The organism is Marinomonas hwangdonensis, assembly GCF_003721245.1.
Lineage (GTDB): Bacteria > Pseudomonadota > Gammaproteobacteria > Pseudomonadales > Marinomonadaceae > Marinomonas > Marinomonas hwangdonensis.
In genome coordinates this window covers 76,293-96,268 of record NZ_RIZG01000008.1, presented here as the reverse complement: position 1 = coordinate 96,268, position 19,976 = coordinate 76,293, and the positions used below count along the sequence as shown (strand labels likewise).

At 44.7% G+C, this 19,976-nt stretch carries 20 protein-coding genes; 9 read left to right on the top strand and 11 right to left on the bottom strand.

Annotated features, from left to right (window positions below; all coding sequences use genetic code 11):
* The first annotated feature begins 13 nt into the window (after positions 1–13).
* From glnD to EBI00_RS13005, 4 genes are all read left to right on the top strand, one after another.
* Entirely contained in the window at positions 14–2,707 is a 2,694-nt protein-coding gene (gene glnD, locus EBI00_RS13020) for a [protein-PII] uridylyltransferase (protein WP_123096378.1), read from the top strand.
* A 5-nt stretch (positions 2,708–2,712) separates the two neighbouring features.
* On the top strand, positions 2,713–3,900 hold the full coding sequence (dapC, locus tag EBI00_RS13015) for a succinyldiaminopimelate transaminase (RefSeq protein ID WP_123096377.1): 1,188 nt from the start codon (positions 2,713–2,715) through the stop codon (positions 3,898–3,900).
* A gap of 30 nt (positions 3,901–3,930) precedes the next feature.
* Positions 3,931–4,968 (top strand): 2,3,4,5-tetrahydropyridine-2,6-dicarboxylate N-succinyltransferase, encoded by a 1,038-nt coding sequence (gene dapD, locus EBI00_RS13010; RefSeq protein ID WP_123096376.1) that lies wholly within the window; start codon positions 3,931–3,933, stop codon positions 4,966–4,968.
* A 107-nt stretch (positions 4,969–5,075) separates the two neighbouring features.
* The gene (locus EBI00_RS13005; RefSeq protein ID WP_123096375.1) at positions 5,076–5,420 is read left to right on the top strand and encodes an ArsC family reductase; all 345 of its coding nucleotides are present in this window, start codon (positions 5,076–5,078) and stop codon (positions 5,418–5,420) included.
* Here EBI00_RS13005 and EBI00_RS13000 read toward each other — a convergent pair.
* Complete coding sequence (locus EBI00_RS13000; protein WP_123096374.1) at positions 5,417–5,620, bottom strand: hypothetical protein; 204 nt, start codon at positions 5,618–5,620, stop codon at positions 5,417–5,419. The genes EBI00_RS13005 and EBI00_RS13000 overlap by 4 nt on opposite strands.
* Positions 5,621–5,699: 79 nt before the next feature.
* Here EBI00_RS13000 and dapE point away from each other — a divergent pair, with 79 nt between their 5' ends.
* From dapE to panD, 4 genes are read left to right on the top strand one after another with little or no spacing between them, the layout of a single operon-like run.
* Positions 5,700–6,845 (top strand): succinyl-diaminopimelate desuccinylase, encoded by a 1,146-nt coding sequence (dapE, locus tag EBI00_RS12995; protein WP_123096373.1) that lies wholly within the window; start codon positions 5,700–5,702, stop codon positions 6,843–6,845.
* Positions 6,846–6,856: 11 nt separating this feature from the next.
* The gene (locus tag EBI00_RS12990) at positions 6,857–7,123 is read left to right on the top strand and encodes a hypothetical protein (RefSeq protein WP_123096372.1); all 267 of its coding nucleotides are present in this window, start codon (positions 6,857–6,859) and stop codon (positions 7,121–7,123) included.
* 3 nt (positions 7,124–7,126) lie between these two features.
* On the top strand, positions 7,127–7,501 hold the full coding sequence (locus EBI00_RS12985; protein WP_123096371.1) for a hypothetical protein: 375 nt from the start codon (positions 7,127–7,129) through the stop codon (positions 7,499–7,501).
* A 51-nt stretch (positions 7,502–7,552) separates the two neighbouring features.
* Complete coding sequence (gene panD, locus EBI00_RS12980; RefSeq protein WP_123096370.1) at positions 7,553–7,933, top strand: aspartate 1-decarboxylase; 381 nt, start codon at positions 7,553–7,555, stop codon at positions 7,931–7,933.
* A 117-nt stretch (positions 7,934–8,050) separates the two neighbouring features.
* On the opposite strand, the gene tpx is transcribed toward panD, so the two are convergent.
* Both tpx and EBI00_RS16255 read right to left on the bottom strand, forming a co-directional pair.
* Positions 8,051–8,548 carry a thiol peroxidase gene (tpx, locus tag EBI00_RS12975; RefSeq protein WP_123096369.1) on the bottom strand — a complete coding sequence of 166 codons (498 nt, stop codon included), beginning with the start codon at positions 8,546–8,548 and terminating at the stop codon, positions 8,051–8,053.
* A gap of 27 nt (positions 8,549–8,575) precedes the next feature.
* A complete protein-coding gene (locus EBI00_RS16255) occupies positions 8,576–9,064 on the bottom strand; it encodes a cold-shock protein (protein ID WP_277749218.1) in 489 nt (162 codons plus the stop codon).
* 251 nt (positions 9,065–9,315) lie between these two features.
* Here EBI00_RS16255 and EBI00_RS12965 point away from each other — a divergent pair, with 251 nt between their 5' ends.
* A complete protein-coding gene (locus tag EBI00_RS12965; protein WP_123096368.1) occupies positions 9,316–9,528 on the top strand; it encodes a SlyX family protein in 213 nt (70 codons plus the stop codon).
* A 21-nt stretch (positions 9,529–9,549) separates the two neighbouring features.
* Here EBI00_RS12965 and EBI00_RS12960 read toward each other — a convergent pair whose 3' ends face one another.
* The 8 genes from EBI00_RS12960 to rlmD all read right to left on the bottom strand — a co-directional run bounded on the left by EBI00_RS12960 (position 9,550) and on the right by rlmD (position 19,900).
* Positions 9,550–10,335 (bottom strand): class I SAM-dependent methyltransferase, encoded by a 786-nt coding sequence (locus EBI00_RS12960; RefSeq protein ID WP_123096367.1) that lies wholly within the window; start codon positions 10,333–10,335, stop codon positions 9,550–9,552.
* A gap of 71 nt (positions 10,336–10,406) precedes the next feature.
* A complete protein-coding gene (locus EBI00_RS12955; RefSeq protein ID WP_123096366.1) occupies positions 10,407–11,207 on the bottom strand; it encodes an undecaprenyl-diphosphate phosphatase in 801 nt (266 codons plus the stop codon).
* A gap of 3 nt (positions 11,208–11,210) precedes the next feature.
* Positions 11,211–11,918, bottom strand: coding sequence for a tRNA (adenosine(37)-N6)-threonylcarbamoyltransferase complex dimerization subunit type 1 TsaB (tsaB, locus tag EBI00_RS12950; protein WP_123096365.1), 708 nt, complete (start codon positions 11,916–11,918; stop codon positions 11,211–11,213).
* A 7-nt stretch (positions 11,919–11,925) separates the two neighbouring features.
* A complete protein-coding gene (gene adk, locus EBI00_RS12945) occupies positions 11,926–12,582 on the bottom strand; it encodes an adenylate kinase (RefSeq protein WP_123096364.1) in 657 nt (218 codons plus the stop codon).
* Between the two features lie 225 nt (positions 12,583–12,807).
* Positions 12,808–15,438 carry a phosphoenolpyruvate carboxylase gene (gene ppc / locus EBI00_RS12940; RefSeq protein ID WP_123096363.1) on the bottom strand — a complete coding sequence of 877 codons (2,631 nt, stop codon included), beginning with the start codon at positions 15,436–15,438 and terminating at the stop codon, positions 12,808–12,810.
* 64 nt (positions 15,439–15,502) lie between these two features.
* Positions 15,503–16,294: a nucleoside triphosphate pyrophosphohydrolase gene (mazG, locus tag EBI00_RS12935; RefSeq protein WP_123096362.1), complete on the bottom strand. Its 792-nt coding sequence runs from the start codon at positions 16,292–16,294 to the stop codon at positions 15,503–15,505.
* Between the two features lie 8 nt (positions 16,295–16,302).
* A complete protein-coding gene (relA, locus tag EBI00_RS12930) occupies positions 16,303–18,552 on the bottom strand; it encodes a GTP diphosphokinase (protein ID WP_123096361.1) in 2,250 nt (749 codons plus the stop codon).
* Between the two features lie 16 nt (positions 18,553–18,568).
* The gene (rlmD, locus tag EBI00_RS12925; protein WP_123096360.1) at positions 18,569–19,900 is read right to left on the bottom strand and encodes a 23S rRNA (uracil(1939)-C(5))-methyltransferase RlmD; all 1,332 of its coding nucleotides are present in this window, start codon (positions 19,898–19,900) and stop codon (positions 18,569–18,571) included.
* Positions 19,901–19,976: the final 76 nt, after the last annotated feature.

Sequence of the window (19,976 nt, the reverse complement as noted above, 5' to 3'; positions counted from 1 at the left end):
TTGAGGCTTTTGTATGGATTTTCCTGCTTTTCCAGATGCCCCGCCACTTCTTTGTGCTGAAGAGAAGTCTGAGCTTTCACAACCTAGTTGTTCAATTGTCCGTTACAAAGCCATCATAGAAGAAAAGACGCAAATCTATAACGATCTTTTTCATTCCCTTTACCCAATTGAAAAACTGGTTAAAGGATTAGCGGCGTTTTTTGACGAAATATTACAGTCAGCTTGGCAAGCAAAAGAATTGCTCCACGACACTAACGTCAGCTTAGTCGCAGTAGGCGGCTATGGTCGCAGCGAATTACACCCTAAGTCAGACATTGACTTATTAATCCTCATTGACAACGAAACTTCTGCTCCCCAGCAAAAGCTGGAAGCTTTTATCACGTTTCTTTGGGATATTAACCTTGATGTAGGTCATAGCGTAAGAACCATAGACGAATGCGCTGACATGGCCGCTAATGATATTACGATTATTACCAATCTCATTGAATCAAGAACCCTGATTGGCTCAAACGATTTACTCGCGGCACTTAAGACTCGTATTGACACCACAAAAATGTGGGATGGTCAGTCTTTTTATCAAGCTAAGCTGGCAGAGCAAAAACAACGACATGCTAAATACCAAAACACCGCCTATAACCTAGAGCCTAACCTCAAAGAATGCCCTGGCGGGTTAAGAGATATGCAGGTGATTGATTGGGTCGCTAAGCGTCATTTACACACTCACAGGCTTAGCGCTCTCATTGAAAAAAACTTTTTATCGGAAGATGAATACATCCAGCTAAAAGGGGCGGTGAGTCATCTTTGGCGGATACGCTGGGCACTGCATATGGTTTCTGGCCGTAAAGAAGACCGCCTTCTTTTTGACCATCAAAGAACGCTAACTCGATTGTTTGGCTTTGATGACGATGATCTAAAACGCAATGTTGAGCGCTTCATGCAGGGGTATTACCAGAGCGTCGCCTCAATTCAACAACTCAACGATCTACTTTTACAACATTTTGAAGAATCGTTTCTTGCCAAAAATGCCATTGATAACATCGAGGTGATCAACGACCATTTCCAGATTGCCAATGGCCAACTCGAAGCACGCTCTGCGACACTGTTTCAAGACAACCCGTCTAGTATGTTGGAGCTGTACGTGCTGCTGGGTGCTCACGAAAACATCAAGGGAATTCGAGCGAACACCATGCGTCAATTACGCGACAGCCTTGAAGTGGTCGATGATCATTTTCGCAATGACAAAACGAATACCGATTTGTTTCTTGACATTATTGCCAGTCGATACCGACTAACGAGCATACTTCGCTCAATGAAACACCTTGGCTTATTAGGGCGCTATTTACCGGAATTTGGTGCCATTATAGGGCAAATGCAGCACGATTTATTTCACATCTACACCGTAGATGCTCACACTCTTCAGCTGGTAGAAAATCTGCGTCGTTTATGGTTGCCAGAATTTAAACAGAAGTTTCCTATTTCGGCCCAAGCGATTAGACACGTTCCTAAAGTTGAACTGCTATATATTGCTGGTTTGTATCACGATATAGCGAAAGGGCGTGGTGGCGATCACTCCGAACTAGGCTGCGTTGATGCTCAGGCTTTTTGTGAGCGTCATGGGCTATCAAAACGTGATACTGAGCTGGTGGTGTGGCTTGTCCGTAACCACCTATTCATGTCTGTCACAGCTCAGCGTAAAGACATTTCAGACCCTGAAGTGATTTGGGAGTTTGCTAGTTACGTAAAAGATCAAGAGCATTTAGATTACTTATTTATTCTGACTGTGGCCGACATCAACGCAACCAACCCAACCATGTGGAACAGTTGGAGGGCATCACTAATGCGCCAATTGTACTTAGAAACAAAACGCGCTCTACGACGTGGCCTAGATTCCCCTATAGATGCCGATATGATCAGCGACGAGCACAAACAGCGTGCACTCGAAATTATGATCGAACGCAACGTAGACATCATGGAAGCGGAAAATATATGGGAAACCATCGAAGATGAGTATTTCATACGCTCAAACGGCGATGAAATTGCGTGGAATACAGAAGCGATCTTACGCCACCGCCCGAGTGACAAGCCTCTTATTGCTATCACGCCATTAGGCGGTCGTAATTTCTCAGGGGCCAGTAAAATATTTATTTATACCTTAATCAGCAAACATCTATTTGCTGTGACGGCCGCCACATTTGAACAGCTCGGCTTAACGATTCTAGACGCCAAAATAAGCCACACCACAGACAACTTTAGTCTGGATAGCTTTGTTGTTATGGACAGTAATGACTCAGATACTAATCTACATCTTGATAGAGAACGTATCACCCTGATCCGAAACACCCTAATGGACCAGTTAGAAACACCATCACTGTATGAAAGTGTCGTGCAACGTCACACACCGCGTATTTTGAAAATTTTTAACTCACCCGCCACGGCGCATTTCGTTAGCCAACCTGAAGAAGTCTGGTCAGCCCTTGAAATTACAGCACCAGACAGACCAGGATTATTAGCTCTAGTGGGACAGTTTTTCATGAACCATAACATCATGTTGCACAAGGCCAAAATAGCCACACTGGGCGAGCGTGTAGAAGATACCTTTTACATCACCAAAGAAAATGGCGATTTAATTACTGACGAAGATACTATGAATACAATCTGCACTCTTTTAAAAGAGAAAATTGACCGTTTTTCTCAAGCGATGGACTAAAGACAATGAACCCTCTTATACAATCTTTGCACCCCTATCCCTTTCAAAAGTTGGCTGAACTCATTGAAGGCTTATCTCCCAACCCAGAAAAACCCTTGATCAAACTCACGATTGGCGAGCCACAACACGAAGCACCTGCCATAGTGCTCGGTACACTGGCCAAAAGCTTAAGTGGTGTCAGCAAATACCCGAGTACAAAAGGCGAGTTTGCGCTTAGAGACACGATTAGCAAATGGGCGATGCGTCGTTTTAAACTCGATAGCCTCAACCCTGAGACAGAAATACTGCCTGTTACCGGTACACGAGAAGCGTTATTTGCGATCACTCAAACACTGGTCGGCGGCAAGTCTAAACCACTCGTGGTCAGCCCAAATCCTTTTTACCAGATTTACGAAGGCGCTGGCATTTTGGCTGGGGCCAAAATGCATTACCTCCCTTGTGATGCAAAAAATGGCTACAAGGTCGATTACCAAAGCATCAGTGATGATATTTGGCAGCGATGCGAAGTGCTGTTCGTATGCTCACCTAACAACCCCAGCGGCACCATCACCACGCTTGAGGAATACGCTTTTTTAATTGAGAAAGCAAAGCGCTTCGACTTTACTATTGTGGCAGATGAATGTTACTCAGAAATCTATTTTGGTGACCATCCTCCACTGGGATTACTGGAAGCTTGCCAGAAGTTGGGGAATACCGATTATCAGCATTGCCTCATTTTTCAGTCGTTATCAAAGCGTTCAAACTTACCAGGGCTGCGTTCAGGCTTTGTAGCAGGAAACGCGGACTTGTTAGCGGCTTTTTTACTCTACCGAACCTATCATGGTTGCGCCATGCCAGTGCATCACCAAGACGCTTCGATTGCCGCTTGGAACGACGAAGAACACGTCATCATGAACCGTGAAATATACACACGCAAGTTTGATGCGGTTTTGGAGATTTTATCCCCTGTGATGCCAATCTCTAAACCAGAAGCGGGCTTTTACCTCTGGCCCGAGTTAACGATGACAGACGAGGCATTCTGCATTGCACTTTATCAAGAAGAATCTGTTTTAGTTTTACCTGGCAGTTATTTAGGCAGAGCCGTAAATGACACCAACCCCGGCAGCCATCATGTTCGCATGGCATTAGTGGCAGAAGAATCTGAATGCGTTGAGGCAGCAAAAAGAATACAGCGCTTCCTCTCTCGCAGATAATCCCCCTTAGATCTTAATTGGAGAACACACATGAGCAACACAATTTTCGCATTCGGTCTTGGCATCGGCACGCAAAATAAAGAAGGCAATTGGCTAGAAGTTTTTTACTCTGCGCCTTGCTTACATGTCGAAAAAGGCACTTTGGATGCACTATTGGAAAGCACCAATTACGAAGGTGGTAACAGCACACTGGTTTTAGAAGAAGGCGATCTAAACCGCCTACATATGAACCTTTTAAAGGCAGGTAATATTGAACAAGCAGAATTAGCCTCTCGCTTAAAGGCTTCAACGAAGCCCATCATCTTATGCGTCCTTGCCACTGACGAAGCCCCAAGCAACCCAGCTGAAGTGTATCTAAAACTGCAACTTATTTCCCATCGCCTCGTTCAGCCACATAACACGGTTCTTGACGGCATGTTCGGCCTTCTAATTAACACAGCGTGGACAAGTGAAGGCCCCATTGATGTGAAAGAACTTGCTGATCGCCAACTAAGTGCTCGCATGGAAGGCCGTACCATTGAAGTATTCAGTGTCGATAAATTCCCAAAAATGCTTAACTTTATTGTGCCTACAGGTATTCGTGTTGGTGATGCTGCGCGTATTCGCTTGGGCGCACACCTCGCAGAAGGCACCACAGTGATGCACGAAGGCTTTGTCAACTTCAACGCGGGAACTCTGGGTTCCAGTATGGTTGAAGGCCGCATTTCGGCTGGCGTTGTAGTGGGCGATGGCTCCGATCTAGGAGGTGGCTGCTCGACTATGGGCACACTATCAGGCGGTGGCAACATCGTCATCGGAGTAGGCGAAAAATGCCTAATTGGAGCGAACGCAGGCATTGGCATTGGCTTGGGCGATCGCTGCATCGTAGAATCAGGACTATACATTACCGCAGGCTCTAAAGTGGCGGTACTAGATGAAAACAACCAAGTGGTCTCAACGGTGAAAGCCCGCGAATTGTCTGGACAATCAGACCTTTTATTCCGACGCAACTCAGAAACAGGCGCTATTGAGTGTAAAACCAATAAAACCGCCATCGCTCTTAATGAAGCATTGCACGCTCACAATTAAAAACGAGCCTGAAGGCAAAACGTAAAGAACTGTTAACGAAAGAACTGTTAACAAAAGAAAAAGCACCCTATTGAGTTCACTCAGTAGGGTGCTATGCGGAACAAAGTATGATTACAGTATTTGGCATCAAAAATTGCGACACCATGAAAAAAGCGTTTCGCTGGCTAAGTGATAACAACATTGAATATAGATTTCACGATTTCAAAAAAGAAGGTTTAGACGACGCAACGGCTAATGCCTGGATAAGCGAGCTAGGCTGGGAAAACGTGATTAATAAACGCGGCACCACTTGGCGAAAACTGGATGAAGAGATAAAAAATCAAATGGACAATGAAAGAGCAGTCCATACAATAGTGTCTCAGCCCTCTTTAGTGAAACGACCTGTCTTAGTTTACTCAGGGAATATTCATCTTGGATTTAACCCGGAGAGCTATGCGCAAAAGCTCCTTTAACGCAAGACTGGCGTATAAATGCGAGGGCGTTCTTTTTGTGACCTAGGTGCTGCCATCGGAGTAATCGATGGTGTGTAACCTGAGCTTGACACATCTGAGCGAATAACAGGAACAAAATACGACTCTTGTATGACAGGCTGTTGAAATAAACTGCAACCAGTTGTCATTAAGCCTAAAAAAATAATGATACCTAACTTCATAACCCCACCTTTATATGGATCTCCTGTTTTAGTAACAGAATGCCTATTAAGGTAGCGAAAACCAACTCAAAGGTAAAGAATGTCTGACTTGTCACCTACACTTAAACTTGCAATGGATCTTATTTCACGCCCGTCCGTCACACCAGAAGACGCAGGATGCCAAGATCTTATGATAGAGCGATTAAAAGCACTCGATTTTGACATTGAGTATATGCCTTTTGGCGACGTGAAAAATTTCTATGCAAAACGTGGCACAACCGGACCCAATCTTTGTTTTGCTGGCCATACTGACGTCGTTCCAACCGGACCAGAACAAGAGTGGCACGTCCCACCTTTTTCACCTGAGATCATTGACGGCATGCTTTATGGACGCGGCGCAGCAGACATGAAAGGCAGCCTTGCCGCCATGATCACGGCGGTTGAAACCTTTGTAACGGCGCATCCTGATCACCCTGGTCAAATATCTTTTCTTATCACCAGTGATGAAGAAGGGCCATTTGTAGATGGCACGACACGTGTTGTTGACGCTCTAATGGCACGAAATGAGACCATTGACTGGTGCATTGTTGGTGAACCTTCGAGTACCAAAACATTAGGTGACATTATCAAAAACGGCCGTCGCGGCTCGTTTAGTGGCGATTTAACCGTATACGGCAAACAAGGCCATGTCGCTTATCCACACCTAGCAGAAAACCCTATTCACTTGGCGGCACCGGCCCTTGCCGAGATGGCTAATGCTCATTGGGATGACGGTAATGACTTTTTTCCGCCAACTAGCTTTCAAGTTTCCAACATCCATTCTGGTACAGGCGCCACCAATGTGGTGCCCGGAAAATTAAATGCGCAGTTTAATTTCCGCTTCTCATCTGAACTGGATTTTGACGCCCTTAAAGTGCGCGTCTTAGAGATTTTGGACAAACACAAACTACGCTACGATATTGAGTGGACTTACAACGGTTTACCCTTTTTAACCCGCCCTGGGGAATTAGTGGATGCCATGATTGAGGCGGTTCAGAGCACAGTCAACATAACGCCTGAGCTATCTACTTCTGGTGGCACATCCGATGGTCGTTTTATCGCCAAAATGGGCACACAAGTGGTTGAACTAGGCCCCATTAATGCCACTATCCACCAAGTCAATGAGTGTGTCGATGCTGAAAGTTTAAATCAGCTTTCAGCGATTTATGCGCGTACTTTAACCAATTTGTTCGTTGACAAGAGATAATCCCTGACCATATGAGACGTACCATTCACAAACTTGCCATGAAACTTGGCAATAACCCCAAACTGGCGCTGATTAAAATCATCCAAGGTGGTCTTTTATTTGTTTTTGGCGTACTCATATTGATGGTTGCCGAGCAAGTTGTGCAAGAGTCACTGGCCCAAGAAATCATGGCCCTGTTCGGACTTATTTTGGCGGGATGCGGTGCTTTGTGGACGTTCATAGGCTATCTGTCTATGAGCGTATTCAGAATTTATAATATGTTGAAAAAAAAGGATTAAACTATGCAACCTGACATCGAAATATATGTTTTGTCCTGTCCAACAACGACCATTGTTCGTTGGATAAGTAGCGTATTTACAGTCATCAAACAACATCAGCCATCGAGCCTTTGCACGAAAGTGACCGCCAGCACAGGTACACATGAATTTGAAATAACCATTCTAGAGCAAGCCGCAGGCAAACGTTTTACGTCTGTTTGGTTTGACTCTGATCAGACCCCTTGGGAAAATGATTGTGCTTGTGCACAAGAGGCATTTCAATTCCTGCAGTGCGAAGTACGCTGTAATGCTCAAAGCTGGGACGAGAGTACCGAAGAAGATCCTGATCTATGGTGGCGTATTAACGATCATGAAGAAGGTCCATTTATCTGGAACTAGTACCTTTAAAAGCTAACAGGCACACGCTTTATTTAATTTAAGAGAATATATATGCAAATCACACTGCTGAAAGGCAAACTTCATATGGCCAGCGTTACCCAAGCAGAACTTTGGTATGACGGCTCATGCGCAATCGACAAAGATCTTGTCGAGCTTGCAGGTTTCAGAGAGTTCGAACAAATCGATATTTATAACGTAGATAATGGCGAACGCTTTCATACCTACGTTATCTTAGCGGAATCGGGTTCTGGCACTATTTCGATGAACGGCGCGGCAGCCAGAAAGGTACAAGTTGGCGATAGAGTCATCATTGCCGCCTATGGACAAATGAACGAGGCAGAAGCCGAACAGTTCAAACCTAAATTAGTCTATTTAAATAAAGACAATAGTGTCGAACGCACAACAAATACTATCCCAGTGCAAAAAGACTGACTAACCACTTGTCGTGGTAACCCGCTTAAATAAAAAAGCCCCTTCTCAAATATATATGAGAAGGGGCTTTTTTAGGCTAAGAAAGTATTCATCTTGCCTTAGTCAATCAGGTCATTTTTAAGCCAACGCAGCCAAGGCAGCATCATAATTTGGCTCATCTGCTGTTTCAGCAACCTGCTCTGTGTAAACAACTTGACCATCCTCATTAAGCACAACAACGGCACGAGACAGTAGTCCAACCAATGGACCTGTTGTGAAAACAAGGCCGTAGTCTTGACCAAAAGTAGAACGGAAACTTGACCCCGTATCAACGCTATCAATCCCCTCTGCACCACAAAAACGTGCCGCTGCAAAAGGTAAGTCTGCTGAAACACAAAGCACGTTTACACCCTTTAATGAAGACGCTGACTCGTTAAATTTACGAACCGATGTAGCACAAGTTGGCGTATCAATTGAAGGAAAAATGTTCAGTACTAATTTTGTCCCTTTGTAATCTGCTAACTTGGTCACGGATAAATCTGTTTTAACAAGTTCAAAGTCCGGTGCTGCAGAACCCACTGCTGGCAAGGAGCCTGCTGTTTCGAAAGGAGTACCTTTTAATGTAACCGTTGCCATAAAAACCTCTTTATAAAAATAGGATAATTAACCGCGAATGATAGAGACATTCTCAGCTTGCTTGCCTTTTTCGCCTTCAGTGACATAAAAACGAACCAGCTGACCTTCCACCAAAAAGCGACGACCACGGCCACGAATGGCTCGATAATGAACAAATACATCGTCGCCATTTTCCATGGTTAGAAAGCCAAAGCCTTTGGAAGAGTTAAACCATTTTACTGTACCCTGTTCGCGGTCATCATCTTCATCGTCTTCAGAATCGTCTTCATCATCATGTGATGTGGATTGGGTAGCAGGCACACTCTGACTTACCATGGCTCCTAAGTAAACAGCCACAAGAATAAAGCCAAAATAGACAAGGTAATGTTGCCCTACATCCTGTTGAAGCACTCCAGCAATCAGCAATGGGGCAACCAAAGCAATAATAAAACTCACTATAAGTGTGCGCAGCGAAAATAACCCAGAACCAACAGAAGCCCCTTTATTGCGTGAAACATTATCCTGATGATCATTCATAAATACATATCTCTTATCAAATTAAATATTGTTATTAAACCGTGTTTATTTTAGGCAATAAACACAAGGTGGACACGAAAGTAAGTACACAAAAACTTTACTAAACTTTTTTGAAATCGCCGTGTGAAGCAAAGAAAGATCATAGTAAGATACTTCCTTTCCAAGGGTGCAAATTGCGCACCAAACATGCTTTTTAAATGGCTATTATAATATAAGCTTAGCACTTTAAGGTTAACACACTGAAGGTATCTATGAACACCTCACAAATCAACCAACGCATTGACGAATTAGAATTTAAGTTACAGTTTCAAGAAGACACCATTGATAGCTTAAACCAAGTCCTCATAAATCAACAAAAAGATATGCTATTGATGAAAGAAAAACTCATTCTCTTAGGAAAACAACTAGAATCTCATCGACAGCAGCAACCCAATCACGATGGAGAAAGACCACCCCATTATTAATGTCGTAGAACTAAAAACGCGTTAAACATCCAGCGATTTAACCACATAAATATCAAAACGCCCGGATTTACCTTCTAATTGGTATGTCGGAGGGGTAGCGTTTAGGTATTCTGCTCCTTTTGGACGTTTTACGACGACCCTATACTTTGCTAGCGCCATAGCTGCAGGCAAAAGCGTGTCAGCGTCCGAATCCTTACCAATTAAATCCCTAAAAAACGCCATTTCTTTTTTCGCCGCCGCAGACGATTTGTCGGTGTGTGGGTACATAGGGTCTAAATACACCACATCAAACACACTCTTGTCTTCGATTCCTGTGATATCAGTATCAAGTAACGACATATTCGCAACAATCTCAGCGACCTCATGGTGCAAAGAAGCACGATACAAACCATCTTTTAACATCGCCCTAACAAAGCCAACACGCTCACAAAGGGATACTGAACAACCTAAACACGCTAGAACAAAGGCATCCCTGCCTAACCCTGCGGTAGCATCCAATACGGACAGACTTGCACGTTTGTTTAAACCGACGGCTTTTGCAATATCCTGCCCTTTACCGCCGCCAAACCGTCTTCGATGATCAACAGCCCCCGAAGTAAAGTCAACGTAGACTGGATTCGGGGCGCCTTTTCCCGTTTTCGCAATGGCGAGTCCATCTAAACTGTTTACTATGAGGTAGTCGTAGTTTGAAACCCGTTTAATAGGGGAAGTTAGGAAGGTAAAAGACAAATCTAACGAGTCGGCTAGCCGCCGAGACGCCAACTCTAAACTTTTATCCGCCGTGGCTACCGCAATAAGATCGAGCAAAAAAATCTTCTCCTAACTAACCAATATAATTAGCCTGCTTCGCATCCGTTGTTCCCGTTTTTTAGGAAAAACTAAAGATAAACGATCAGCAAAAGTACGCCACCTAACATTAATCGGTAAACAAAAAATGGGAAGAAACCGATTTTATTGAGCCATTTCAGAAACAAATAAATACAAAGATAAGCACTGATAGCCGACAGTACCACACCCATGACTATGCTCGTCCAATCAACCAATACATTGGATGATACTAACTCTACCGTCTTCAATCCCCCAGCTGCGAGAATTAAGGGAATAGATAAAAGAAAAGAAAATCGCGCCGCGCTTTCACGGGTAAAACCAAGAAACCGAGCGGCCGTCATGGTAATACCAGAGCGAGACGTTCCAGGTATCAAAGCGAGCGCCTGAGCAAAACCGATACACAGCACACTCTTCCAACCAAAGTCCTGCTCCGTTTTTGTGGTTTTCCCATATAAATCCGACAACCACAGCAAGACACCAAATCCTATGGTGGTGTAAGCAATCACCTCTAACGAGCGCAAATGCGTTTCAATGAAGCCACCCAGCAACAAACCTGCAACACAAGCCGGAATCGTAGCAATCACTATCCACCAAGCTAGGCGGCTGTCTGGTGTTGAGCGTCGATCTTTAATGGAAACACACCAAGCAACGATGATTTGAGCTATGTCTTTTCTGAAGTAACCCACAATCGCGGTTAACGTACCGACATGCACGGCAACATCAAACGCCAATCCCTGATCTTGCCAATCAAGCAGCTGAGCGGGAAGAATTAAATGAGCAGAGCTTGAAATAGGTAGAAACTCAGTCAATCCCTGAATGACCGCCAAGAAGACAATTTGATACCACAACATCCGTTAACGTTTTCCTATTCGAGGCGCTTGTTTTTCCCAAGTGATTTCATCTCTTAGGTAGGTTGGAATAGCGTCATAAGAGGACACCACTTCACCTTTCTGGTAATGCAACAGGGCTAACTCAGCAATGCAAGCAGCACGTGGTGACAAGTCAGTCAAAACATGAGCAGGAGAGTCTGGCAAGAGAGCGCTTAAAATATCGGCATAACACCAACCAGAGCCAACACCATTAAACTGAGACGAAAAGCTAGACAACGCCGCAGGCTTAGCAACGCACTCATCGATCAGTAAGGTAACGTCGTATTGACCATCAACCTTACTGATTCGATAACCGCCCAAATAGATTTCTCCCATTCGTGCGTCTAGTGCCGCCAACCAGTCAGATTGACCAGTTTTTTGAAACCCTTCTAACGATAAGGCCGCCAAAGTAGAAACAGGTATTACAGGTAAATCAGACCCAAAAGCCAACCCCTGTACAACACCTGCGCTTATGCGAAGGCCAGTAAAAGAACCCGGCCCACGCCCAAACGCGATGGCGTCTAAATTAGATAACGTTAAACCAGCTTGATGAAGAATCTGATCTACCATAGGCAAAATTAGATCATTATGTAGTCGCGGCGCCATGCGAAAATCTTCTAACACAACGCCATCAATGTTCAACGCAACGGAACAGGCTTGCGTTGAAGTATCTAAAGCTAAGATGGTTGCCATTGAATCATTAAGCCTTTAACGACGCCAATAGGCTTTGCTTGATTTCATTAAGATCGCCCACCCCGTTTACTTTAACAAACTTAGGAGCGCTTGAACTGTCCGTTTTTAACCAGTCTTGGTAGTAACCAATCAAGGGCGCAGTCTGCTCATGATAAACGTTTAAACGTAATCGCACTGTTTCTTCTGTGTCATCGGCGCGCTGAATCAGTTCTTCGCCCGTTTCATCGTCTTTGCCTGCCACTTTAGGCGGATTATAAACAAGGTGATAAGTACGACCTGACGCTTCATGGACACGACGACCACTCATACGCTGTACGATCTCTTCATCGGCTACGTCTATTTCAACAACATAATCAATCTGTACTCCGGCTTCCTTGAGAGCATCCGCCTGAGGAATAGTACGAGGAAAACCATCAAACAAAGCGCCGTTTTGGCAATCATCCTCTGTTAAACGCTCTTTCACTAGACCAATAATAATATCGTCAGACACTAGTTGACCGGCATCCATCACAGCTTTCGCTTTTAGGCCTAATTCACTGCCTGCTTTAACGGCAGCGCGCAACATGTCACCTGTTGAGATCTGAGGGATTCCAAATTCTTCCGTAATGAACTGGGCCTGAGTACCTTTACCAGCGCCAGGCGCACCTAATAATATGACTCGCATATAAAACTCCAAAAGACAGCGTTAAATGATTTGCAAAAGGGTTTGACACAACACTGCATCGCTGTTGCAAAAATCGCAAAACGATGCGGAAAAACAAACCACCTGCATACTAAAAAATTGAATGGCCGATAAGCATACCCAAGCAGCGCTTGAATATGCAAACTTCACCGTCTTTTTTTACTGTTTTCTTGCTCATACTGAGCATTTCTTAACCGTATGACCGAATTAGCCCGTATTTTGCATACCACTGGCAATGCCAGCCATGGTAATCATCAAGGCTTTGTTCACTTCTGCGTTGTCTTCGTCTTTGCGACTGCGATACAAAAGCTCCGCTTGAAGATAATGCAATGGGTCTATGTAGGGATTTCTTACATCAATAGACTGGCGAATGGTTTTATTATCTTCAATCAGTCTTTCTTGCTTCTTGAGCATTTTTACCAACTCACTTACCTGCTTAAGCTTACCTCGCAACAAACGACCTAACCCTTGCAACTCTTCGCTAACCAAGCGTTTTTCGTAGTATTCCGCGATTTCAGGTTCTGCTTTAGCCAACACCATGTCAAGCATGTCTAAATAAGCACCAAAAAAGGGCCATTTTTTATGCATTTCCCTCAATTTTTCTAGATTCCCCGACTCCACACCTTGCTGTAAAGCACTCTCGGCACCCAACCAAGCAGGCAACATAAGGCGTATCTGCATCCAAGCAAAAATCCAAGGTATTGCTCGTAAACTCTCCACACCACCATCGGAACGACGACGTGCAGGACGAGACCCTAGCGGCAATTTGGCTAACTCTTGTTCCGGTGTAGTCGCCCTAAAATAAGGAACAAAATCTTCATGTCCACGAATGATGGATCGGTATTGGTTCATCCCTACTTCAGCCATTTCATCCATAATGGCACGCCACTCTTCTTTTGGTGGCTCCGCGGGAATCAATGACGCTTCCATCACGGCAGAGCAATAAAGCTCCAAAGAACGTACTGCGATATCAGGAATACCAAACTTAAAGCGAATCATTTCGCCCTGCTCAGTAACACGGATTGCGCCATTCACAGAGCCAGGAGGCTGTGAAAGGATCGCCACATGAGCTGGACCGCCGCCACGACCTACGGTGCCGCCACGACCATGAAACAGCGTTAAATGAATACCGTGCTTTTTACACAGGCGAGTTAAAGCCTCCTGCGCACGATACTGTCCCCAAGTTGCAGCAATTTGCCCCGCATCCTTGGCTGAATCCGAATAACCTATCATGACTTCTTGGCGGCCATTGATATAGGCCTTATACCAAGGAATGGAAAACAGCTGCTCAACGATTGGCTCAGCATTATCTAGATCCGCAAGGGTTTCAAATAACGGCACGATTCGCATCGGAAAGCTCACACCTGACTCTTTTAACATCAGGGCAACCGCCAACACGTCAGACGGTGCGCTGGCCATGGAGATGACATAAGAACCAAACGAATTTTGCTGGCCTTTGGCAATCATGCTAAAGGTATCGAGCACCTCTCTTACTTCTGCGGTTGGCGTCCACTCCATGGGTAAAAGGGGTCGCTTAGAGTTTAACTCTGTCAACAAAAATGCCTGTCGTGAAGCCTCATCCCATTCCGCGTAATCGCCCAAACCGTAAAAGCGTGTGATAGCAGACAAGGCATCTATATGACGCGAGGCGTCTTGACGAACATCCAAACGCACCAAGGTGGCACCAAAAGTCGCCGCACAACGAATCAAGTCCAGCAAAGACCCGTTCGCAATCACCTTCATGCCACAATCTAGTAAGGACTGATAACACAAAATTAAATCGTCGGTTAATTCTTGAATATCAAGAAAGATGTCTTGATCTGCTGTCGGCTTGCCATCAAGGCAGGCTTTTGCCCAATTCTTGGTCGCCTGCATCTTGTTTTCTAGGTGGCGTAATACCTCTCGATACGGCTGAGCACTGTCACCGACACGCTCACGCAACGCTGCATTGCATTGCGTCATAGAAAACTCTGAGCGTAGTACGTTTAAGTCTTTAATGTACAAATCGGCTGCCATCCAACGGGCCAACAAGGTTACTTCTTTCGTCACCTTATGAGTCACATTCGGGTTACCGTCTCTATCTCCCCCCATCCAGGTGGCAAAGCGAATTGGCGCCAAATCTAACGGCAAACGATCTTGTGCTGAAAACTCACTAAATTGCTCATCCAACTGACGGAAAAAACGTGGCACAGCTTGCCATAGGGACTGCTCAATTACGGCAAAACCCCACTTGGCTTCATCCACAGGAGTGGGTCTTTCTTCACGAATTTCATCCGTATGCCAAGCTTGCGTGATGATTTCTTTTAAACGTCGAATGTGTTTGGTTTCTTCGAGGGGCAAAATATTGTCTTTGTCTAATGCCTCTAACTCACTCGAAATATTGTCGTATTTACGGATTAATGAACGGCGAACCACTTCCGTGGGATGGGCTGTCAGTACAAGCTCAATGGATTGAGATTGCAATGAGGCAATCATCTGCTCTGCTGTGAAATTTTGCTTGGAAAGGCGTGTCAGTAAGTCACCAACAGGATTGTGATAAACCCCCAAACTTTCATTAGTACGGCGGCGGTGTACTCTATGATATTGCTCAGCAATATTAGACAAATTCAGGAACTGATTAAATGCCCTGGCAACAGGCACAATTTCTTTATCTTCCAAGGCTTCCAGCGCTTGAATAAGGGCCGCTGAGTCACCTGATTGGCGTCCATCTTTAGAGAGTAAGCGGATATTTTCGACTTTTTCTAAAAAACCTTCACCCAAATGATTGCTCATGCTTTCGCCGAGACAATCCCCTAGCAACCTGACATTTTCACGCAATGACGCTTGACGATCACTCACTTCACCCTCCTAAAATTACCAACGACATCGGTTAAAGAGACATCTTTTTATTCATCATACAGATTTATAGACCTTCACGCTTTGCTTGATCCCAGTGACGATCCAACGCCTCTAAGGAACATTCTGAGAGCGACTTTTGATCAGCAGCTACCAATTCTTCCACTCGACCAAAACGACGTCGAAATTTTATATTTGTCTTATTTAATGCAATATCGGGTGACACTTTTAAGTGTCGGGCTAAGTTGGTCACCGCAAACAAAACATCACCCATTTCTTCTTCAACATGAGATGGATTTTGTTCTTTAAGCGCTTCCTCTAGCTCATCCAGCTCTTCTCTAATTTTATCGAAGACAAGACCAACATCAGGCCAATCAAATCCAACTTTAGCAACTTTCTGTTGGATTTTGACCGCTTGCATCAGCGCGGGCATAGAAACAGGCACACTGGATAACACATGAGCATCAGGCACGCCTTTTTCTTCGGCTTTGATTTTTTGCCACTGTTCAGCAATCTGCTGCTCAGTCAACAAGGAAGGTTCACCAAATCGTGCCAAATCACCGTTAGGAAACACATGAGGATGACGGCGCAGCATTTTCTCCACCAAGCCCGCTGCCACATCATAAAAAGAAAAGCGCTGCTCTTCCTCTGCCATTTGAGCGTAAAACACCACTTGGAAAAGCAAATCACCTAACTCTTCTTTTAAGTGTTCAAAGTCTTCACGCTCAATCGCGTCAATCACTTCATATGCTTCTTCCAAGGTGTGAGGCGCGATGCTTTTATAGGTCTGTTTTTTATCCCAAGCACAGCCATTTATTTCGTCTCTTAGACACGACATAAGATAAAGCAGTTGTGACATAGAAGGGCTCAAAAGTCTTTCTCTCTAAATACATTAAGCACATTGGGCAGCTGATTGATGCGATGTAACAACTTGCTCAATACACTCAACTCACCCACCTCGATGGTAAATCGAATAATGGCGGTGTGACTTTCTTTTGTCGACAAGGTATTCATGGATAGCAAATTGACCTTCTCATTAGCCAGCAACCCGGTTATATCATTGAGCAATCCTGTGCGATCGTACGCTTCTACTTGGATATTGACAGGATATTGATTATCCAGCTCCTCACCCCAGCTAACGTCAACAATACGCTCCGGTTCATCCAAACCAAGCTGCACCACGTTAATGCAGTCTTGTCGATGCACAGAAACACCACGTCCCTGAGTAATAAAACCGACAATACCGTCACCGGGTATGGGGGTACAACATTTGGCCATTTGGGTCAGCAGTTTCCCTACACCCAAAATGTGAATGTCATTATCTGAAGAACGATGACGACTTTTCTTTAAGCGGATGGGCCGTGCGGGGGTCGTTTCACCATTTAGGCTATAAGTATCATCTATGACTCGTAACACCCTTGATAGCTGTATGTCACCTGCGCCCAGAGCAACATACACTTCATCCGCGTTGGAGAAGTTAAAGCGCGACGATATGGTTTGCAGATCGATGCGATTGTCTTCAAAGCCGAGGCGTCTTAGTTGCTTATCTAATAGATGTTTGCCCGCGTCTAAGTTTTTATCTCTGTCTTCTTTTCTAAACCAGTTCTGGATCTTAGCACGGGCTCGGTTGGTTTGAACGTAACCCAAAGTTGGGTGCAACCAGTCTCGACTTGGTCCGCCTTCTTTCGTTGTCAGAATTTCAACCTTGTCACCGGTTTTTAAATGCGTCACGAGGGAAATAATTTTGCCATTGACCTTAGCGCCACGGCATCTATGGCCAATCTCAGTGTGTACTCGATAAGCAAAATCAACAGGGGTTGCATTGACGGGTAGATCAACAACATGTCCTTCCGGCGTAAAGACATAAATACGATCTTGCTCTATGTCACTGCGCACTTGTTCAGACAATGACTCTAGGTCGCCTTGCACTTCATGGAAATCCAATATGGTTCTTAACCACTGCAACTTCTCTTCATAGCTTGAGCTATTAGAACTTAAATCGGTTCCTTTATATTTCCAATGGGCACACACCCCCAGCTCCGCATCTTCATGCATTTTGTGAGTACGGATTTGGATTTCTAGAGCACGACCCTGTGGACCAATGACCGCCGTGTGAAGAGATTGGTAGCCGTTCGATTTCGGGTTACTGATATAATCATCAAATTCTTGCGGGATAGGACGCCATAAATTATGTACGACCCCAAGAACGCCGTAACACTCCATGGTCTCATCAACTAAAATCCTTACCGCTCTAACGTCATACACTTCGTCAAAATCGATATTTTTACGCTTCATTTTGCGCCAAATACTGTATATGTGCTTAGCGCGGCCCATTAAATCTGCGTGAATATTAATGCCTTTTAAACGCTGATCTAGAAGCTGAATAACGTCATCAATAAACTGTTGTCTGTCTAGGCGCTTTTCATCAAGCCATGACGCAATTCTTTTATAATCGAAGGGGTATAAGTATCGAAAAGACAGGTCTTCAAGTTCCCATTTAATATGGCCAATACCTAAACGATGCGCTAACGGTGCATAGACACTTTGCACTTCTAAGGCAACCGCCACACGACGCTCTTCGCTTTGATGTTTGGCTTCTTTTATAGCACAGGCACGCTCGGCGAGTTTGATCAGGACTACACGGACATCATCAATAATAGACACCAGCATTTTGCGCAACGACTCAAGCTGATTATCGCTGCGACCTAATACTTCAGAGGCCGTATCCGCGGACAAGTTTTTGGATACTTCTCCCATGCGAATAACCCCTTCTATGATAGAAGACACTTTTCGACCAAACATGTCTGTGACACGGGAAAGCGGTAGTTGATCTTCACGTACGGCGCGATATAAAGCAGCAGCAACAAGAGAATCCTGATCGGCACGAAAACCGGACAGAATTTCAACCATTTCCAGCCCTGCGCGGAAGGTATTAGTTTGAGCGCCCCAGTAGGATGGACGAGCACTCTGTAAGTCAGCCTGACGCGCCAACTCGCAAGCCATGCGTAAGGGAACCCGTGCGCTCTCATCCATCAGATGGGAAAACTGCCCCATCCAAGCGTCAATATCGACAGTGCCATCGTCCAAAACAGGGTGATCTTTTCTTACCGTTACCATTTATCTGCCCTTCAATTTACTTCTTTTTTTGCAATAGCATCATGGTTTCAACATGAGAGGTCTGAGGAAACATATCCATCAAACTCACTCTCAATACACGATATCCTTTTGCGACTAGGTACTCTGCATCCCTTGCTAAAGTAGAAGCGTTGCAAGAAACATACAATATTTGTATAGGTCCGATTTTAATAATGCTGTCTAGAAACTCAAAAGCGCCTGCTCTTGGAGGATCTAACAGTACTTTGGTTACCTGCTCGTTAGAAAGTTCATTTTGAAATGATTTTGTTAAGTCTGCCGCAATAAAGGACACATTGTCCATATGATTCAGTTGGGCATTCTTTCGAGCGTGGTCCACCATACTCTCTTGTAACTCAACGCCAATCACCGTTCGTGCTCGCTGTGCCAGCGGCAAGGAAAAATTGCCTACGCCACAAAACAAATCCAGGACGACATCTTGGTCATTCAAATTTAACCAGTCCATGGCTTGAGTCACCATTTTTTGATTCATAGTCGCATTGACTTGAGTAAAGTCTTGGGGGTGATATATCAACCTTATCTCCCCTAGGTCTCTATCTTTCAGGTCATAATAGCGCATTGAGTCAAGCGTCACGTCTGCTTTGCTGGATTTTGGTGCTTGCCAATAGACACTCACATCTTGTGCTTGCGCCCAATTATCCCACTGTTTTTTCAGCTCATTGACTAAGGGAGACGTTAATCTGAATACAACAGAAACCCCTTTTGTGTCTTCTAGCAACTCAATGTGCCCCAAGATGACCGCCAATTCATCCTCGAGTAGAGCACTTTTTAAAGACGCAAAGACCTTTTGTAAACGCTCGGTCAACACAATACAGCGTTCGATAGAGACAATATCGTTTGAAGCTTTACCACGATAACCTAATACGGTTTTCCCATTTTTACGATGGATTGAGAGACGTGCACGACGGCGATAGCCTATAGAAACATCCGACAATAATTCAAGGTCTTGTGTCGTGATAAGGTGGCGTAATTGCCCTTGTAGCCAATCGGCCTTTGCGGCCAATTGTTTTTCGTTCGTTAAATGTTGAAAGCTACAGCCGCCGCACTGATGGAAATGTGAGCAAGCAGGATCCATTCGATCTGGGCTAGGTTCGAGGATATCTTTTAATACCGCCTCATCGAATCGACGACCGGCTTTAGTCACTTGCGCCGTCACCGTTTCACCAGGTAAAGCCCCTTCTATAAAGGTGACTTTACCCTGCAGACGGGCTACGCCTTTTGCTTCATGGGTCAAACCATCTACTGCATAGGTCATAACTGGACCAAGTGGCTGTGGTTTGGCAATTCGACGCGGGGGGGTTCTTTTTCGCAAAGGAAGCTCTCTTTTTCCTGAGTACTGAATTTTCTCGTCGCCATTCTATCGCATCCGCGAACTAAACTGCACGCGA

What these genes read in the sequence shown, in the direction of transcription:
- EBI00_RS12985 (WP_123096371.1), top strand. Translation starts at nt 7,127, where the DNA reads ATGCAACCTGACATCGAAATATATGTTTTGTCCTGTCCAACAACGACC.
- panD (WP_123096370.1), top strand. Translation starts at nt 7,553, where the DNA reads ATGCAAATCACACTGCTGAAAGGCAAACTTCATATGGCCAGCGTTACC.
- EBI00_RS16255 (WP_277749218.1), bottom strand. Translation starts at nt 9,064, where the DNA reads ATGAATGATCATCAGGATAATGTTTCACGCAATAAAGGGGCTTCTGTT.
- dapE (WP_123096373.1), top strand. Translation starts at nt 5,700, where the DNA reads ATGTCTGACTTGTCACCTACACTTAAACTTGCAATGGATCTTATTTCA.
- dapD (WP_123096376.1), top strand. Translation starts at nt 3,931, where the DNA reads ATGAGCAACACAATTTTCGCATTCGGTCTTGGCATCGGCACGCAAAAT.
- EBI00_RS13000 (WP_123096374.1), bottom strand. Translation starts at nt 5,620, where the DNA reads ATGAAGTTAGGTATCATTATTTTTTTAGGCTTAATGACAACTGGTTGC.
- tpx (WP_123096369.1), bottom strand. Translation starts at nt 8,548, where the DNA reads ATGGCAACGGTTACATTAAAAGGTACTCCTTTCGAAACAGCAGGCTCC.
- adk (WP_123096364.1), bottom strand. Translation starts at nt 12,582, where the DNA reads ATGCGAGTCATATTATTAGGTGCGCCTGGCGCTGGTAAAGGTACTCAG.
- EBI00_RS12990 (WP_123096372.1), top strand. Translation starts at nt 6,857, where the DNA reads ATGAGACGTACCATTCACAAACTTGCCATGAAACTTGGCAATAACCCC.
- dapC (WP_123096377.1), top strand. Translation starts at nt 2,713, where the DNA reads ATGAACCCTCTTATACAATCTTTGCACCCCTATCCCTTTCAAAAGTTG.
- relA (WP_123096361.1), bottom strand. Translation starts at nt 18,552, where the DNA reads ATGGTAACGGTAAGAAAAGATCACCCTGTTTTGGACGATGGCACTGTC.
- EBI00_RS12955 (WP_123096366.1), bottom strand. Translation starts at nt 11,207, where the DNA reads ATGTTGTGGTATCAAATTGTCTTCTTGGCGGTCATTCAGGGATTGACT.
- EBI00_RS13005 (WP_123096375.1), top strand. Translation starts at nt 5,076, where the DNA reads ATGATTACAGTATTTGGCATCAAAAATTGCGACACCATGAAAAAAGCG.
- mazG (WP_123096362.1), bottom strand. Translation starts at nt 16,294, where the DNA reads ATGTCACAACTGCTTTATCTTATGTCGTGTCTAAGAGACGAAATAAAT.
- glnD (WP_123096378.1), top strand. Translation starts at nt 14, where the DNA reads ATGGATTTTCCTGCTTTTCCAGATGCCCCGCCACTTCTTTGTGCTGAA.
- EBI00_RS12965 (WP_123096368.1), top strand. Translation starts at nt 9,316, where the DNA reads ATGAACACCTCACAAATCAACCAACGCATTGACGAATTAGAATTTAAG.
- tsaB (WP_123096365.1), bottom strand. Translation starts at nt 11,918, where the DNA reads ATGGCAACCATCTTAGCTTTAGATACTTCAACGCAAGCCTGTTCCGTT.